At 71.4% G+C, this 15612-nt stretch carries 16 protein-coding genes; 7 read left to right on the forward strand and 9 right to left on the reverse strand.

Annotated elements, in window-relative coordinates; genetic code table 11:
• Positions 1–1626, reverse strand: a 1626-nt coding sequence (locus ACTWQJ_RS28405) for an RICIN domain-containing protein (protein ID WP_443309390.1), incomplete at its 3' end; no start/stop codon positions are given.
• 504 nt (positions 1627–2130) lie between these two features.
• Positions 2131–2568, reverse strand: a complete 438-nt coding sequence (locus ACTWQJ_RS28410) for a DUF4442 domain-containing protein (protein WP_129797489.1) — start codon at positions 2566–2568, stop codon at positions 2131–2133.
• A 212-nt stretch (positions 2569–2780) separates the two neighbouring features.
• On the opposite strand from ACTWQJ_RS28410, the gene ACTWQJ_RS28415 reads away from it, so the two are divergent.
• Positions 2781–3797, forward strand: a complete 1017-nt coding sequence (locus ACTWQJ_RS28415) for a hypothetical protein (protein WP_443309391.1) — start codon at positions 2781–2783, stop codon at positions 3795–3797.
• A gap of 49 nt (positions 3798–3846) precedes the next feature.
• Here ACTWQJ_RS28415 and ACTWQJ_RS28420 read toward each other — a convergent pair whose 3' ends face one another.
• The 3 genes from ACTWQJ_RS28420 to ACTWQJ_RS28430 form a co-directional block, all read right to left on the reverse strand.
• Complete coding sequence (locus ACTWQJ_RS28420) at positions 3847–4692, reverse strand: spermidine synthase (RefSeq protein ID WP_443309392.1); 846 nt, start codon at positions 4690–4692, stop codon at positions 3847–3849.
• Positions 4693–4885: 193 nt separating this feature from the next.
• Positions 4886–6055 carry an elongation factor Tu gene (gene tuf, locus ACTWQJ_RS28425; protein WP_224736970.1) on the reverse strand — a complete coding sequence of 390 codons (1170 nt, stop codon included), beginning with the start codon at positions 6053–6055 and terminating at the stop codon, positions 4886–4888.
• 318 nt (positions 6056–6373) lie between these two features.
• A complete protein-coding gene (locus ACTWQJ_RS28430) occupies positions 6374–7096 on the reverse strand; it encodes a DNA alkylation repair protein (RefSeq protein ID WP_443309393.1) in 723 nt (240 codons plus the stop codon).
• Positions 7097–7145: 49 nt separating this feature from the next.
• Here ACTWQJ_RS28430 and ACTWQJ_RS28435 point away from each other — a divergent pair, with 49 nt between their 5' ends.
• Positions 7146–7955 carry a TVP38/TMEM64 family protein gene (locus tag ACTWQJ_RS28435; RefSeq protein ID WP_443309394.1) on the forward strand — a complete coding sequence of 270 codons (810 nt, stop codon included), beginning with the start codon at positions 7146–7148 and terminating at the stop codon, positions 7953–7955.
• 7 nt (positions 7956–7962) lie between these two features.
• Here the strand turns inward: ACTWQJ_RS28435 and ACTWQJ_RS28440 are convergent, their stop codons facing one another.
• Complete coding sequence (locus ACTWQJ_RS28440) at positions 7963–9132, reverse strand: thiolase family protein (RefSeq protein WP_443309395.1); 1170 nt, start codon at positions 9130–9132, stop codon at positions 7963–7965.
• Positions 9133–9299: 167 nt separating this feature from the next.
• Here ACTWQJ_RS28440 and ACTWQJ_RS28445 point away from each other — a divergent pair, with 167 nt between their 5' ends.
• Positions 9300–9770, forward strand: a complete 471-nt coding sequence (locus ACTWQJ_RS28445) for a winged helix-turn-helix transcriptional regulator (RefSeq protein WP_443309396.1) — start codon at positions 9300–9302, stop codon at positions 9768–9770.
• Between the two features lie 265 nt (positions 9771–10035).
• On the opposite strand, the gene ACTWQJ_RS28450 is transcribed toward ACTWQJ_RS28445, so the two are convergent.
• The 3 genes from ACTWQJ_RS28450 to ACTWQJ_RS28460 are packed head-to-tail and all read right to left on the reverse strand — an operon-like array spanning position 10036 to position 12910.
• Positions 10036–10773: a cupin domain-containing protein gene (locus ACTWQJ_RS28450; protein ID WP_443309397.1), complete on the reverse strand. Its 738-nt coding sequence runs from the start codon at positions 10771–10773 to the stop codon at positions 10036–10038.
• The gene (locus ACTWQJ_RS28455; protein ID WP_443309398.1) at positions 10767–11693 is read right to left on the reverse strand and encodes a PmoA family protein; all 927 of its coding nucleotides are present in this window, start codon (positions 11691–11693) and stop codon (positions 10767–10769) included. The genes ACTWQJ_RS28450 and ACTWQJ_RS28455 overlap by 7 nt, the downstream gene beginning before the upstream one ends.
• Positions 11690–12910, reverse strand: coding sequence for a Gfo/Idh/MocA family protein (locus ACTWQJ_RS28460; protein WP_443309399.1), 1221 nt, complete (start codon positions 12908–12910; stop codon positions 11690–11692). Before ACTWQJ_RS28460 ends, ACTWQJ_RS28455 begins: the two co-directional genes overlap by 4 nt.
• A 277-nt stretch (positions 12911–13187) precedes the next feature.
• On the opposite strand from ACTWQJ_RS28460, the gene ACTWQJ_RS28465 reads away from it, so the two are divergent.
• The 4 genes from ACTWQJ_RS28465 (at position 13188) to ACTWQJ_RS28480 (ending at position 15507) form a co-directional block, all read left to right on the forward strand.
• Positions 13188–14063, forward strand: coding sequence for an undecaprenyl-diphosphate phosphatase (locus ACTWQJ_RS28465; RefSeq protein WP_443309400.1), 876 nt, complete (start codon positions 13188–13190; stop codon positions 14061–14063).
• A gap of 84 nt (positions 14064–14147) precedes the next feature.
• Complete coding sequence (locus tag ACTWQJ_RS28470) at positions 14148–14327, forward strand: hypothetical protein (RefSeq protein WP_224736961.1); 180 nt, start codon at positions 14148–14150, stop codon at positions 14325–14327.
• A 10-nt stretch (positions 14328–14337) separates the two neighbouring features.
• Positions 14338–14907, forward strand: coding sequence for a chloramphenicol phosphotransferase CPT family protein (locus ACTWQJ_RS28475; RefSeq protein ID WP_443309401.1), 570 nt, complete (start codon positions 14338–14340; stop codon positions 14905–14907).
• 120 nt (positions 14908–15027) lie between these two features.
• Complete coding sequence (locus tag ACTWQJ_RS28480; RefSeq protein ID WP_443309402.1) at positions 15028–15507, forward strand: nuclear transport factor 2 family protein; 480 nt, start codon at positions 15028–15030, stop codon at positions 15505–15507.
• Positions 15508–15612 lie beyond the last annotated feature (105 nt).

Below are 15612 nucleotides of genomic sequence, written 5' to 3' on the forward strand. Positions count from 1 at the left end.
CGGGTCCGGATCGCCGCTCTGCGATTCTCGCTCAGCCCGGCCTTCCGCGTTCCGCCCGGCGCGGTCCTCGCCCTCGCTCGGCTCGTCGCCCTTCTTCCCCGGCTCCTCCGCCTCGTCGGGCGCCGCCTCCAGCCGCCACCGCTGCTCCGCGGAGCCGTCCCGTTCGGCGACGACCACCTCCCGGCCCGGACCGGGCGCGACGAGCCTGCCCTTGCGCCAGCGGAGCAGGAGTTCGCCGCGCACCGTCAGGTCGTACTGCACCTGGCCGGAGTGCACCGCGCAGTCGGCCGACCCGACCGTTCCCTTGCGGACGTGCGCGTCGAGGCAGAGCGTCGGGTCGGCGACGCTGCGCAGCAGACCGTCGTCCTGGTACGACCACTGCTGCGACGCGGCGGACGAGCACACCGCAAGGACAGTCGCGGTCCCGGGCGTGTCGTTGCCGCCGTCGAGGCACAGGTCGAGGGCGAGGTTGCGCAGCCGTCCCCGGGCGACCTCGACGGGGCGGGCGGCGGAAGCGGCCGACGGTGTTCCGGCGGAGGGGGCCTCGGACGCCGGGCTCGGGCTCACGGTGTGGCTGCTGGGCACGCCCCAGGTGGCGTCCGGACCGTGACCGTGGGCGACACCGTTGTCGCCGGACCAGCTTCTGGCGACGAGCACCGTCGCGAGTAACGCCAGGGAGGTCAGGCCGACGCCCACGACCACGGCCCTGGAGGGTCTGCGCGACAGGGGCCCGGCGGGCCGATGGCGCCCGCCGGCTCTCGGGCGGGCGGTGCCGGTGCGGGCTCGCGGGGGTGTCGGTGGTGCGCTGCGGGCGGGGCGTGAGTCGAGGTAGCGGCGGGCGCCCCAGCCGAGCACGGTTTCGGCGAGGAGCACGTCCAGGCCGCCGTCGAGATGACCGAGTTGTTCGGCGGCGTGCCGGCAGTACCGGCATGCCGTCAGGTGCTGTTGCACATCCGGCAGCAGGGCTCCTCCGCGGCGCATCGGGACGTCGAGGAGACGGTTGTAGAAACGGCATTCCCTGGACGGCGCGAGTTCCCGGTGGGCGCGTACGCAGCCGGCCCGGAATTGCTCCCGCGCCCGTTCCAAGGCCACCGACGCGGTCATCGGGTCCACGCCCAGCAGACCAGCCGGTACGGTTATCGGCTCGGCCTCGACCTCGGTGTGCCACAGCAGGCATTGAGAGGCTCCCGGAAGGGCATGGAAAGCGCGCTCTGCGAGGAGCCGCTTTTCCGGTGTCACGGACCGTGCCGCACGCAGTCCGCGGCCGCCGGTGGGTTTGCGGAGTTCCGGCAGCAGGGCCGCCACATCGTCCTCGGCGGCCCATTCCCGTACGGTCTCCCGCACGGTCGCGAGGAGGTGCGGGCGCAGCGCACCGACGGCCGCTCCACGGCCGAGCATCTGTTGGAACGCGGCGGTGGCCGCCATCTGCGCCGACACCGCCGAGGAGGCCAGGCAGACGACCGCGTAGTCGTACACCGCGCGCCAGTGCCGGGCCAGCAGCAGAGCTGCGGCCCGGGTGTCCGGGTCGGGGCCGCCCAGCCGGGCAACGAGATCGCGGTCGGACTCCCCCGGGCGCGAACCGGGTCGGGGCGGGTAGGGCGGACGTGGGGGGTAAGGGGGTTGCACTGGACCATTTCCTTCCAAGCCGCAGGACGCGACGCAATGCACGTCCTTCGGAAAGCAGGTGCCTGAATGGTGCGTGCTCATGAGCCCGGCCCAGGCCTTTTGAGCCTGACCTTTTGCCTTCCCGCGGGGTGCCACACTTTCGCACAGGCGTCTCACGAGAAACAAGGAGTTCGGGTGACGGATGCTCAATCGGCCATGAATTGCCATCTGTTACCCCTGGTATCCGCACCGGCATTCGAAATCGCCGGTGCTCCGGGCGTCAAGTTGTGTGCATCCAAAGCCTGTTGGTCCACAGAATCTCCCCGGAACAGGTTCCCTGCCGGCGCCGCAGGATGCGCCGAGCCGCTACTCGGCCATCGGCCGCCATATCCTCGACCCGAGGGTCTTCAGCATCCTGGATGCGCACACTGCCGGGCCGGGGCGACGAGATCCAGCCGCCGCCTGAGCGCGGGCACACGAATGGGGCCCCGCCGCAGTGGCGGGGCCCCATCCGATCACCCGGACTCAGCTGTTGGGGCGAAGGGTCCAGACGACGGTCATCTCCGTAGTGACGGCGCCGTCCTCGCGCTGGATGGCGACGGCCACCGGGAACTCCGGGCGCTTGCCCTCGTCGAGTTCGGCGACGACCTCGGCGGCGGGGCGGCCGAGGGTCGCGGTGGCCGTGACGGGGCCCAGGGCGATCTTCTTGAAGGCGATCTCGGCATGCACGGGCAGCGGTACCGCACGCGAGAGCTGGTCGCCGAACGCGGCCAGGACGATCGCGCCGCTGGCCGACTCACCGAGGGTGAACATGGCCCCCGCATGCGGCCCGCCGACGTGGTTGCGGTACTCGCTCTGGTCCGGCAGGGCCAGCACGGCCTTCTCCGGAGTGGTCTCCAGGTACTCGAGGTTCAGGGTCCGAACCATCGGCACCGTGGCGGCGAGCAACTCGCCGATCGACATCTGATCTGCGCTCATGGCCGCATGTTACCCACGGGTAGCCTCGGCTGGCCAGATGCAGGCGGTGACGGGCGTATCGCGGTGGCCCATGGGGCAGGAGAGCAGGCGTGTCGGGCGACCCGAACGGAGGGAGCCGCTCCGACTCCCGTTTCGCTACGTCCCTGACAAGGGGCAGTGACCGAATCGTGTCCACAGCGGCACTAGGGTTACCGCTCATGTGGCCAGGACAGCAGCCGCCCGGGGGCGAGCAGAACCCGCAAGGGCAGAACAATCCGTATCAGCAGCCGGGATACCAGCAGCCGAATCCCTATCAGCAGCCCGGCTTCCAGCAGCCCAATCCCTATGCGCAGCAACCGCAGTGGGGCACACCCGCGCCGGCGGGGGCTCCGCAGCCGCAGCCGGGCGGCGGGGGCGACGGCAACCGCACGAAGCTGGTCGCGATCGTGGCGGCCACCGCCGTGGTGGTGGCCGCCGGCGTCACCGGCTTCCTGGTGCTCGGCGGCGACGAGGACGACACGGCGGGCGGCGGCAGCAAGAAGAAGACGAGCCCGTCACCGTCGGCGCCCGCCGACCCGAGCGGCTCCGCGTCCGGCTCGGACGACAACCCGCGCAGCAACGAAACCGAGAAGCCGACGATCGACGGCTGGAAGGTGGTCGTCAACCCCAAGCGGGGGGTCGCCTTCGACGTGCCGGCCGACTGGGAGGTCGAGTCGCCGGGCGTGAGCATCGGCTTCGAGGACGAGAAGTCGGACGACGCCAAGCCTCTCGCCATCATGTCGGCGCCGGCGTTCTACAAGTCGAAGTGGTGCACGACCGACGAGAACAAGGACGGCCGGACCGAGGACACGGCCCTCGCCGCGGTGGGCACCAAGGGCGCCGACGGCGCCAAGAACACCGACGAGGTCGCCGTGAACACGGTGGCCTGGTGGGTCTACGGCGGCTATACGCAGCCCGACAAGAAGAGCGTCACGTTCGACGAGAAGGCCGCGCCCTACACCACGAAGTCGGGCATCGAGGGCAGCATCGCCTGGGCCCAGTCGACGAACACGCCCCAGAAGGGCAAGTGTGCCAGCGACGGCAAGGCGGTCACGTTCGGCTTCAAGAACTCGGCCGGCGACTTCGTGTCGTGGAACTTCTACGGCGCCAAGGGCGTCGACGAGGAGGTCCCCAAGGCGACCATCATGAAGATCCTCAGCACGGTGCGGCTGCACGGGGAACCGACCGGGGGCTGACGAGCGGACCGACGCCGGCCTCGTGGTGCCGGCCGAGGCCGGATCCGCTTCATCCGATGCCGAAGGCTCCGCCGGGCGGCTCGGGTGACGGTACGGCGTCCTCGTCCCGGACCGGCCGGGCCGCACCGATGAACTCCCGCAGCCCGGCCCCGTACTCGACCCGGGCCGGGAAGGCGTCGGCGGCGGTACGGCGGGCCAGGGCCGTGGTGTCGAGCGGGCGGTGTGCCGCGAGCAGCACCGCGTTGCCGAAGCGCCGGCCGCGCAGCACGGCCGGTTCGGCGATCAGCGCGAGCTCCCCGAACACCGAGGCGAAGGTGGCCAGTTGGGAGCGCAGGAAGGCGAAGGGCGTGGCGTCGGCGAGGTTGGCCAGGTAGACGCCGCCGGGGCGCAGCACCCGCTCGGCCTCGCGGGCGTAGGCGACGGACGTCAGGTGGGCCGGCACCCGTGAACCGCCGAAGACGTCGGCGACCACGACGTCCGTACTGTCCGTCGGGGCACCGGCCAGCCAGGCGCGGGCGTCCGCCGCGTGCAGCGCGATGCCGGCGTCGGCGGGGAGCGGCAGATGCTCCACGATCAGCTCCAGGAGGCCCCGGTCGGCCTCGACGACGTCCTGCCGGGAGCCGGGCCGGGTCGCGGCCACGTATCGGGGGAGCGTGAGCGCACCCCCGCCGAGGTGCAGTACATCCAGCGGCTGACCCGGTTCCGCGACCGTGTCCAGGACGTGCCCGAGCCGCCGCGCGTACTCGAACTCCAGATGCGTCGGCTCGTCCAGATCGACGTACGACTGCGGCGCCTCGTCGACCGTGAGCAGCCAGGCCCGCTTCCGGTCGATGTCGGGCATCAGCTTGGCGGTCCCGTGATCGACGTCTCGGATCACGGGTATGGGCTCGTTCACGGCTCCATTGTGACGGGACGGCGGGATTCGGCCGCCGCCCGGCCGTGGGCGTGGGCTCACGGGCCTGGTCGTGGCCGGCCCGGGCCGCGGCGGGTCGGACCGGGGGGTCGACGGGGTTGCGGCCGAAGGCCTTCTTCGTCGTCGCCGATGGGGCCAGGGCCCGCCTCCGTTCGAGAGGCGGGCCCCGGGTGTGTCAGCCGACGGCCGTCACCGTCCCCGCGCCGACCGTGCGGCCGCCCTCGCGGATGGCGAAGCCGAGCCCGGGCTCCAGCGGCACCTCGCGGCCCAGCTCGACCGTCATGGTGACGGTGTCGCCGGGGCGGGCGACCGCCGTCTCGCCGAGGTCGATGTCGCCGACCACGTCTGCGGTGCGGATGTAGAACTGCGGCCGGTAGCCCGTCGACACCGGCGTCGCACGGCCGCCCTCGCGCGCCGACAGCACGTACACCTGGGCCGAGAAGCGGCGGCTGGGCGCCACGCTGCCGGGCGCTGCCACGATGTGGCCGCGCCGCACCGCGTCCCGCGGCACCCCGCGCAGCAGCAGCGCCACGTTGTCCCCGGCCTGCGCCTCCTCCATCGGCTTGCCGAAGGTCTCCAGGCCGGTGACGACGGACTCCAGCCCGGCGCCGAGCACCTCGACCCGGTCGCCGACCCGGACCGTGCCGCGCTCGACGGCGCCCGTGACGACCGTGCCGCGGCCGGTGATGGTGAGCACGTTCTCCACCGGCAGCAGGAACGGCGCGTCCAGGTACCGCTCGGGCATCGGCACATAGGTGTCCACCGCGTCGAGCAGCGCCTCGATGGACGCCGTCCAGCGCGGGTCCCCCTCGAGGGCCTTCAGTCCGGAAACCCGTACGACGGGGACGGCGTCGCCGCCGTAGCCATGCTCGGTGAGCAGGTCGCGGACCTCCAGCTCGACCAGGTCGGTCAGCTCCTCGTCACCGGCGTCGGCCTTGTTGAGGGCGACGACGATGTGGTCGACTCCCACCTGCCGGGCGAGCAGCACGTGTTCGGCCGTCTGCGGCATGATCCCGTCGAGTGCGGAGACGACGAGGATCGCCCCGTCGAGCTGCGCGGCGCCGGTCACCATGTTCTTGACGTAGTCGGCGTGGCCCGGCATGTCCACGTGCGCGTAGTGCCGGGTGTCGGTCTCGTACTCGACGTGCGCGATGTTGATGGTGATGCCGCGCGCCGCCTCCTCCGGGGCCCGGTCGATGCGGTCGAACGGCACGAAGGTGCCGGTGCCGCGCTCGGCGAGGACCTTGGTGATGGCGGCGGTGAGCGTGGTCTTACCGTGGTCGACGTGGCCCATCGTGCCGATGTTGAGATGCGGTTTGGTGCGGACGTACGCCGTCTTGGGCATGGCGGTACCTCGAAGTCTCTGCGGAATGCCGAGTGATGGACCCGGCGGAGCGCGTGGGCGCGTGGCCGGGACGGGGACCCCAGGAGACTTGCCGACCCTCCCCCTGCGGGGTCCGCCGGACGATCCGGGGAGGGTCAGCTTCGGGCGCCGTCGACGGTTGCCGTGACGATCAGGACGGCAGCCTTCGGGGCATCCGCTGCGGCGGATGCGGCGAGAACGAAGGCGTACCGGAACATGACGCAGATCATCGCCGACGGTTCACCCCGCGTCGAATGGTTTTTCCCGCTGCTGCGGAGCCGGGCCCTCTCGCCCCGGCGTTCACGCCCCGATGTTCTTCAGCGCCTCCCGCACCGACAGCGGCGCGAACCGTCCACGCTCGCGCGCGAGGAAGGCCCGTACGGCCTCGGGGTCGGTTTTGGCGTACTCGCGCAGACACCAGCCGATGGCCTTGCGGACGAAGAAGTCGGGGTGGCCGGACTGGCGCAGGCAGTAGGTGAAGAGGCGTTCGGTGTCGGTGCGGTCCTTGTAGCGCAGCTGGTGGAGCAGGGCCGTGCGGGCGACCCACAGGTCGTCGTCCACGATCCAGGCGTCCATGTCACGCTTCAGCCCCGGGTCGGCAGCCACCAGGGCGCCCACCACATGGGCGGCGATCAGGTCCACGGTGTCCCACCAGGAGACGGTGGTGACGAGCTGCCGGGCCACCGGCAGGAAGGCGGACGAGCAGCGCCCCACGTGGCGGCGCAGATAGTCGACGGCGAAGTAGTGGTACTCGCGCTCCGGAAGCTGCCAGCAGCGCAGGGCGACGGCGGTGCAGTCGGCCTCGTCGGGGCGGGCCGTGCCGGCCACGACAGTGCGGGACAGGGCGCGGCGCACGGGCGTGGTCAGGCCGAGGAACGGCGCCACGTCCTTCATGTACGCGCGCATGGGCCCGGCACGCTCGGAGTCGGCGGCTGCGGCGTACGTCACAGTCAGCCGTTCCAGCAGCGTGTCTGCGAGCACGCTGCGCGGGACACCCACCGTTCCCGTACCTGTGACGCCCATGAGACGAACCATACGGCGATCACACATATTTGTCGGTTAGTGTCACCGGATGCTCGATGCCACCACCCGCTCTGGGGGCACCACCACGGCCACTTCCCAGGCCGCCACCAAGGCCTCTCCCCAGGCCACCACAACTGTCCCGGAACTCGCGGCCGCAGTCCCCGGCGCCGTCCCCGTCCGGCTCGGTCTCACCGCGCGCTGCGCGAGAGTCCTGCTCTCGCCCTGGTCCCGGTTCTCGCTGCTCGTCGCGCTGCTCGTGGGAGCCGCGTCGGCGGTGCTGCTCTTCGAACCGCAGCGGCTGCTGGCGCACGGCTGGCCGCCACAGCTGGGCGGTGTGGCCGCGGCGCTCGTGTTCGCGGTGGCGTACGGACTGGTCACCGTGGCGTTCGTGCCGCGGCCGCTGCTGAGCCTGGCGGCGGGTGCGCTGTTCGGCTCGCAGCTGGGCATCGCGACGGCGGTCGCGGGTTCGGTACTCGGCGCGGGGATCGCCTTCGGGCTCGGCCGGGTGCTGGGCCAGGACGCGCTGCGCCCGCTGCTGCGGGGCAGGGTACTGACCACCGTCGACGGGCAGTTCAGCCGGCACGGGTTCCGTTCGATGCTGGCGGTGCGGCTGTTCCCGGGCGTGCCCTTCTGGGCGGCGAACTACTGCGCCGCCGTGTCCCGTATGGGCTGGCTGCCGTTCCTGCTCGCGACGGCGCTCGGGACGCTCCCGAACACCGCCGCGTACGTCGTCGCCGGCGCCCGTGCCTCCACGCCGACGTCGCCCGCCTTTCTCATCGCGATGGCCTGCATCGCCGTACCGGGCCTGGTGGCCGCGGTGGTGGCCTGGCGCAAGCGTCACCACCTGCGGGGGCGCTGACCGCCGGTCACACGGCTTGCAGGATCATCGCGTTGGCGAGGCCGCCCGCCTCGCACATCGTCTGCAGGGCGTAGCGGGCGCCGCGCTCGCGCATGGCGTGCACGAGGGTGGTGGTCAGCCGGGTGCCGCTCGCGCCGAGCGGGTGACCGATGGCGATCGCGCCGCCGTGCACGTTGACCTTGGCGAGGTCGGCGCCGGTCTCCTGCTGCCAGGCCAGAACGACGCTGGAGAAGGCCTCGTTGACCTCGAACAGGTCGATGTCGTCGAGGGTCAGGGAGGCCCTGCGCAGCACCTTCTCCGTCGCCGGGATGACGCCGGTGAGCATCAGCAGCGGGTCGGAGCCGGTGACGGCGAAGCTGTGCAGCCGGGCGAGGGGGCGCAGGCCGAGGCGGGCCGCGGTCTCGCTCGAGGTGATGAGGACGGCGGAGGCGCCGTCGTTGATGGGGCTGGCGTTGCCCGCGGTGACGTTCCACTCGATCTGCGGGAAGCGCTCGGCGAACTCCGGGTCGTAGTAGGCGGGCTTGAGGCCGGCCAGGGTCTGCGGAGTGCTGCCCGGACGCACGGACTCGTCGCGCGCGACACCCTCCAGGGGCGCGACCTCGGCGTCGAAGTGGCCGCTCGCCCAGGCCGCGGCGGCCTTCTGGTGCGAGGAGACGGCGAAGGCGTCCATCTGCTCGCGCGTGATGGACCACTTGGCGGCGATGAGCTCGGCGCTGATGCCCTGCGGAACCAGGCCTTCCGGGTAGCGCTCGGCGACGCCGGGCCCGAAAGGATCCTTGCCGGCCGGGACGTTCGACCACATCGGCACACGGCTCATCGACTCGACGCCACAGGCGACCACGAGGTCGTACGCGCCCGACATGACGCCCTGCGCCGCGAAATGCACGGCCTGCTGGGACGAACCGCACTGGCGGTCCACCGTGGTCGCCGGGACCGTCTCGGGGAAACCGGCCGAGAGCACGGCGTACCGGGTGGTGTTCATGGCCTGTTCGCCGACCTGGTCGACGGTGCCGCCGATGACGTCGTCGATGAGCGCCGGGTCGACGCCGGAGCGCTCGACGAGGGTGCGCAGGGTGTGGGCGAGGAGTTCGACGGGGTGGACGTGGGCGAGCGAGCCGTTCGGCTTGCCCTTGCCCACGGGGGTGCGTACGGCTTCGACGATGACTGCGTCACGCATGGTGCGGGCCTCCTTGGCCGCCGGGACGATCACTGCAGCGATCAACCGGCCCGACCGAACACCCAATCGGCCGGCCGGGCGACCGGCTCGCTACCAGTGAGTAGGAAATTCAAACTCACCATAGCCCAGCGGGTTGGAAAATCAAACCCTCACCTATGCTGGGCTCCATGGCCGCCAACAAGGACCCGCGCCCCTGCTCGATCGCCGACGCCCTGGCACTGGTCGGCGAGAAGTACTCCCTGCTCGTCCTGAGGGAGGTGTGCCTGGGCAACGGCCGCTTCGACCAGCTCGTGCGCAACATCGGCGCCCCGCGCGACATCCTGGCGACGCGGCTGCGCCGCCTGGTGGACGCCGGAATCCTCACGAAGCGCGCCTACAACGAACGCCCGCAGCGCTTCGAGTACCGGCCCACCCAGGCAGGGCTCGAACTGGAGCCGGTCCTGCTGACCCTCATGGAGTGGGGCAACCGCCACCTGCGCAGCGAGGACGACCGCCCCATGGTGATGGAGCACGTCTGCGGCAACGAACTGGTCCCCGTGGTCACCTGCCGGGCCTGCGGCGACCCGGTGGCCCACGAGGACCTGACGCCCCACCCGCAGGCCCCGGGCTGGACGGTGACGGGGCCTGCGGCGGCGTGAACGGCGCCAGGGCCTGTCCGGCGGATCATGCCGCAGACTCGAGGTCTGGCACGCCCATCTGCCGCGTTGTCGTCACTCGCCGACTCCCCCACGCTCGACTTCTCCCCCACTCTCGACTTCGCTCGAGCGGGGGGACCCCCATGCGCGGGAGGGGCCCCATCGCGTCGACTCCCTCCTCCGCCTGGCAGCTGCACGCACCAGCCCCCGCTCACCCGCGCTTATAGGGCGCCGCCGATCTCCTGCGACCTGATCCGCCGGACAGGCCCTAGCCGGCGGGATACACCTCGAGCCGCCCGCACATCCCGAACTTCCCGCGCGCCGAGGGCTGTTCCGCCCGTACGACGGCCCCGCCAAGGTGGGACACGTCCCCGCGTTCGAGGCGGTCGAGCTGCTCCCCGGTCGCCGAGGCGGCCGCCTGGGCACCGCGACGCCAGCGCTCACGCCACTCGGCGAGCCGGGGCCGGACCAGCGCGGCCGCGGCGCTGTGGAACTCGGCCAGGGCCTGCGGCCCCTCGGCCCGCAGCACCCGGTAGCCCTCGAGGGCGAGGTCACGCCGCGCGCGGGCGATGCGCTCCTGCTCCACCACGGACGCGTCGGCCGGGATCACCGTCGCGGCGGCGTACGTCTCCGGATCGGTGAGGTACTTCGGCGGCAGGGTCAGCACCGCGTCCCCCGCCTCCGGCAGCCCGCTGTTCTGCATCAGGACGGTGATGCGAAGATCGGCGTCGTTGACGAGGCGGTGGATCGTGCCGGGCGTGAACCACGCGACCGTGCCGGGCGCGAGCGGCGTGACCTCGTACCCGGACGTCGTGAGCGTCTGCACGGCACCCCGGCCGGCGGTGACGACGTACGCCTCCGAACACGTCAGATGCATATGGGGAGTTCCGCCGCACACCCCGTCCGCCGCCGGCCAGTCGTAGACGGACAGGTGGGAGACGGCGACCCCGCCCGGGAGCCCGGTGAAGGCTCCGGGCGGTCCGGCGGGCTCAGTGCTGCTCACCATGGATGCGCCTCCAGGTACTTGGCGATCTCCTCCCGCTCCCAGGCTCCGTCGGCGACGACGACCCGGTAGCGGCGGGCGAGGGTGTCGCCGGGTGCCAGTTCCAGTTCCTCGTGGAAGGCCCAGGAGGGGGCGACGGCGGCGAACGGCTCGTTGCGGACGAACCAGTGCGCGGGGTGGGTGCCCCGGGCTCCGGTGTGGTCGTTCTCCGGGGCGTGCGCGAACACGAGCGTCGCGTGCCCGTCGAGGCCGTCGTGCTCCCCCGAGTACGCCAGCCAGGGGGCCTGCTCCCCCATCAGCTCCGGCCCTTCGCTGTCGGGCCCGAGGACGCGCCCGTCCCGGAAGGCCCTCGGTCCCCGCCAGAACAGGCCCGTGTAGCCGGCCATCTCGCGGCCTGCGGTGGTCGGGCTGCCGAACAGCAGCGGTTCGTCCCGCCGGTTGGTGATGGCGCTCGTCCAGGTCAGCGCCCACGAGCCGGCCGCCGGGTCCACGTCGTGCACCTCGATCCGGCGCTCCTCGTCGGCCCACAGCTCCCCGGTGTGCGGGTGCCAGGTGAGCCGCTCGGCGATCACCACGCGGGAACCGTCCGAGGTGACCTCGTCGAAGCCGACGTGCGCCATCGAGCCGACGCGCTCCGGAAGCGCGAGATATCCCTCGCCGTGAACGTATGTGTTGCCACCCCACAGGTTCTGGCCGGAGAGATGGGAGGCCGTCATCTGCAGGCCTTTGTGCCACCGGTGGTCGTTGGGCCGGTAGTCCGTGACGACGGCGCCCGCCAGGGTCCGGATCGGGTGCAGATACGGCTTCGGGGCCTCCCAGGCCGACTCGGGCCGGTAGACGTAGCTGAAGAGTTCGACGCCGGTGGTGGGTTCGGTGACCGTGATCCGGTCGCCGTGCGCGTGGACGGTCTGCAGGCCGGTCATGCGGGCACCTCCTGGCTCGGGGCGGATTCGGGCACGACGGGTGCCCAGCCGGGCGCGCCCCCGTGCAGCGCCGTGTAGTACGGGTCGCCGGGGCCGATCTCGCCCCGCCGGACCGTCGTGTCCGTGAACGCCGACTTGTACAGCGCGGTGATCAGCTCCAGGCTCTTGCGGCCGTCCGGCCCGCTGCTGCGCGGCCGCTCGCCCGCGCGCATGCTCGCGATCAGCTCGCGCAGCTGTGCCAGATGCGAGCTGGGCACGTCGGCGCCGAAGTCCTGCCAGGCCATGGCGTCCGCCTCCGGCACGTCCGGCGCCGGGGTGATGCGCCAGTCGGCGTTGGCGTGGCCGTACAGGTGGGTGAGTTCGACGGTGGCGCGCTCGCAGTCGACGCGGATGCGGCTCACCTCGTCGGGGCTGAGGACGCTGTTCACGACGGTCGCCATGGTGCCGTTCTCGAAGCGGACGAGGGCCGTCGAGACGTCCTCGGTCTCCACGTCGTGCACCAGCCGGCCGGCCATCGCGCGCACCTCGCTCCACGGCCCGAGCAGATCGAGCAGCAGATCCATCTGGTGGATCCCGTGTCCCATGGCAGGGCCGCCGCCCTCCGTATGCCAGCGGCCGCGCCAGGGGACGGCGTAGTAGGCGGCGTCGCGGTACCAGGTGGTCTGGCAGTGCGCCACCAGCGGCCGGCCCATGGCCTGCTCGGCGAGCAGCCGGCGTACGTGCCGGGCGCCGGAGCCGAACCGGTGCTGGAAGACGATCGAGGCGTACGGCCCGCCGGTCGGCCCCTCCGCCGCCTCGACGGCGTCGAAGTCGGCGAGCGTGGGCACCGGCGGCTTCTCGCACCACACCCAGGCACCGGAGCGCAGTGCGGCGATGGTCTGCTCGCGGTGCAGCGTCGGCGGCGTGCAGATCGTGACCAGGTCGGGCTGCTGTTCCCGCAGCATCAGCTCCAGGTCGGTGTACGCGTGCGGAATCCCGCCCGTCGCGCAGAACTCCCGGACCGCGGCGGCGTCGATGTCGACCGCCGCGACGACCTCCGTCTCGCCCTCCTCGGCGAGCCGGGCCAGTGCGGGCAGATGGCAGCCGCGGGCGATGCCGCCCGTGCCGATGACGGCGGTTCTGACGGGGCGGTCGGAGAGCGGGGCGGAGGGGGATCGGGAGGCCTGGGGATCGTCTGTCGCGGATGTCTCGGACGCCGTGGGTGTCGCGGATGTCACACGTGTCACCGGTGTCGCGGGCGTGGGCATGGACCTGATCAGCACTCCTCCGGGGTTCCTGGGTATGCAGCAAGCGCTTTCCCCACCGCAACGTAGGCCCGCCGCCGCAACCGGTCAACACCCCGAACCGATCACCGTCGATCACCCCGGCAAGCCCCTGTGCCGGGCCCGATCCCGCGGGACGCTACCCTTCCCCTCGACACAACCGATCACCGCGCGCGGAGGCTCGGTGTGTCCGTCGTCCGTTCCACGATCGGCACTTGGACTCCGTAACTTCATGTCTTGGTTCGAATCACTCATCCTCGGACTCGTCCAGGGGCTGACCGAATTCCTCCCCGTGTCCTCCAGCGCGCACCTGCGCCTGACCGCGGCCTTCTCCGGCTGGGAGGACCCGGGCGCCGCCTTCACGGCGATCACGCAGATCGGCACGGAGACCGCCGTGCTGATCTACTTCCGCCAGGACATCGGACGCATCATCTCCGCCTGGTTCCGATCCCTGTACGACAAGGCGTGGCGCAGTGACCACGACGCGCAGATGGGCTGGCTGGTGATCGTCGGCTCGATCCCGATCGGGCTGCTCGGTGTCACGTTCAAGGACCAGATCGAGGGGCCGTTCCGGGATCTGCGGATCACCGCGACGATGCTGATCGTGGTCGGTGTGATCATCGGCATCGCCGACCGGATGGCGGCCCGCGACGAGAGCGGGGGCCGGCACCGGGCGCCGATCCAGCGCAAGGAGCTGAAGGACCTGGGCGTGAAGGACGGCCTGATCTTCGGCCTCTGCCAGGCCATGGCCCTCATCCCGGGTGTCTCCCGCTCCGGTGCCACCATCAGCGGCGGCCTCTTCATGGGCTACCGGCGCGAGGCCGCGGCCCGTTACTCGTTCCTGCTCGCGATTCCCGCGGTGCTCGCCTCGGGCCTGTTCGAACTGAACGACGCGATGGAGACCGGCCATGTGTCGTGGGGGCCGACGATCTTCGCGACGGTGATCGCCTTCGGCACCGGGTACGCGGTCATCGCCTGGTTCATGAAGTTCATCTCGACCAAGAGCTTCATGCCGTTCGTCTGGTACCGCATAGCGCTCGGCATCGTGATCGTCGCGCTGGTGACGATGGGCGCCCTGAGCCCCCACGCGGCGGAGTCGGCGGGCTGACACCCCGGGGTCGTGACCAAGCCCATACGGGATGAGTAGCCGCCCGGTAGCGCAGTGTCAGTGCTTGCCCCTAGGCTTGCTCGCATGTCCCCTGACTCCATGGCCCCTGGTTCCGTGCGGTCTGCTGCCGAGGTGAACGAGCAGATCCGTGAGCTGTGGCTGCGTGCGGGCGGCACGCTGTCGGCTCAGGAGCGGGCGGAGTACGAACTGTTGGTGGTCGAGTGGGCCGCGGCCATCCGCGGCGAGGTCATCGAGGCGGCCTGACGGCGACGGCGTGGAACATCTCACCGACGTGCCACCGCGACGCGGTCTCGTCGTCTTCCTCAACGGCACATCCAGTTCCGGCAAGTCGAGCATCGCGGCCGAGTTGCTGCGGATCCTCGACGAACCGTACTTCCACATGCCGGTCGACGCCTTCCACGCAATGCGGTCCCGCACCCCCGTCCCGCCGGACCAGCTCGACACGATGCTGCACCGGACCTGGCAGGGCTACCACCGCGCGGTCGCCGGAATGGCCGCCGCCGGCAACAACGTCGTCATGGACCACATCCTCAGCGCCGAGTGGCGGCTCTGGGACTGCCTGTCGCTGTTCGTACCGCAGGACGTGGTCCTCGTCGGCGTGCACTGCCCCCTGGACGAGCTGGAGCGGCGAGAGCGTGAGCGCGGGAACCGGCCCGTCGGACTCGCCGCCCGCCAGCTGAAGCAGGTCCACGCCCACGGCGTCTACGACATCGAGTGCGACACCAGCGTCTCCGACCCCCTCGAATGCGCCCGCCGCATCAGGGACTTCCTGCCTGCCAGACCCACCCCCACCGCCTTCCAGCGCCTGCGCGCGGGCAGCTGACGACGCTCACCGCCTCCCGCCCCCGCATCACCGCCTCCGTCGCACAGGAGGCGTCCACGACCACCGAATATCACGGCATGCCCTCTTGGCGCGGCCCGCCCCGTGCCCAACACTGAGCCGATGACGCAGCGTGTGGAGCTCGCGGCCGTGATGGACCGGCTCGCCGTCGACGGACTGATCACCGACTACGCCGTGGCAGTGGACGACGGCGACTGGGAGGCGTACCGAAATCTGTTCACACCGGACGGACGGGCGGACTACCGCTCGGCCGGCGGTATCGAAGGGGACGCCCGCCAGGTGGCCGCGTGGCTCGCCGAGAGCATGCGGTTGTTCTCGATGCGGCAGCATCTGATCGTCAACCGCCGGATGCGGTTCGACGTTCTGGAGCGGGACACCGGCGACACGGCACGGGCCCAGGCCGACTACGTCAATCCGATGCGTTTCGCCGGCGAGGGCTCCGCGGAGCCCGACTTCGTGTGCGGCGGCCGGTACGCCTTCGGGCTGCTGCGGACCGACGACGGCTGGCGGCTGCGCGAGGTGATCGTCCAGGAGAAGTGGCGGCGACTGCCCGAGAAGGCCGAAGTACCCGTGATCAACTGAGCCGACGACGCCCTCTGTACCGAGATCGTCGGCAGCGCGCACACTGGATCCACGGGTAGGGAGGCGCCGTATGAAGACGTTGGGCCGCTGGCTCGCCTCCCCGTG

This window comes from Streptomyces sp. KR55 (genome assembly GCF_052245645.1).
GTDB classification, from domain to species: Bacteria; Actinomycetota; Actinomycetes; order Streptomycetales; family Streptomycetaceae; genus Streptomyces; species Streptomyces flavusporus.

What these genes read in the sequence shown, in the direction of transcription:
- ACTWQJ_RS28465 (WP_443309400.1), top strand. Translation starts at nt 13,188, where the DNA reads ATGTCTTGGTTCGAATCACTCATCCTCGGACTCGTCCAGGGGCTGACC.
- tuf (WP_224736970.1), bottom strand. Translation starts at nt 6,055, where the DNA reads ATGCCCAAGACGGCGTACGTCCGCACCAAACCGCATCTCAACATCGGC.
- ACTWQJ_RS28480 (WP_443309402.1), top strand. Translation starts at nt 15,028, where the DNA reads ATGACGCAGCGTGTGGAGCTCGCGGCCGTGATGGACCGGCTCGCCGTC.
- ACTWQJ_RS28445 (WP_443309396.1), top strand. Translation starts at nt 9,300, where the DNA reads ATGGCCGCCAACAAGGACCCGCGCCCCTGCTCGATCGCCGACGCCCTG.
- ACTWQJ_RS28470 (WP_224736961.1), top strand. Translation starts at nt 14,148, where the DNA reads ATGTCCCCTGACTCCATGGCCCCTGGTTCCGTGCGGTCTGCTGCCGAG.
- ACTWQJ_RS28410 (WP_129797489.1), bottom strand. Translation starts at nt 2,568, where the DNA reads ATGTCGATCGGCGAGTTGCTCGCCGCCACGGTGCCGATGGTTCGGACC.
- ACTWQJ_RS28455 (WP_443309398.1), bottom strand. Translation starts at nt 11,693, where the DNA reads ATGACCGGCCTGCAGACCGTCCACGCGCACGGCGACCGGATCACGGTC.
- ACTWQJ_RS28450 (WP_443309397.1), bottom strand. Translation starts at nt 10,773, where the DNA reads ATGGTGAGCAGCACTGAGCCCGCCGGACCGCCCGGAGCCTTCACCGGG.
- ACTWQJ_RS28415 (WP_443309391.1), top strand. Translation starts at nt 2,781, where the DNA reads ATGTGGCCAGGACAGCAGCCGCCCGGGGGCGAGCAGAACCCGCAAGGG.
- ACTWQJ_RS28435 (WP_443309394.1), top strand. Translation starts at nt 7,146, where the DNA reads ATGCTCGATGCCACCACCCGCTCTGGGGGCACCACCACGGCCACTTCC.
- ACTWQJ_RS28440 (WP_443309395.1), bottom strand. Translation starts at nt 9,132, where the DNA reads ATGCGTGACGCAGTCATCGTCGAAGCCGTACGCACCCCCGTGGGCAAG.
- ACTWQJ_RS28430 (WP_443309393.1), bottom strand. Translation starts at nt 7,096, where the DNA reads ATGGGCGTCACAGGTACGGGAACGGTGGGTGTCCCGCGCAGCGTGCTC.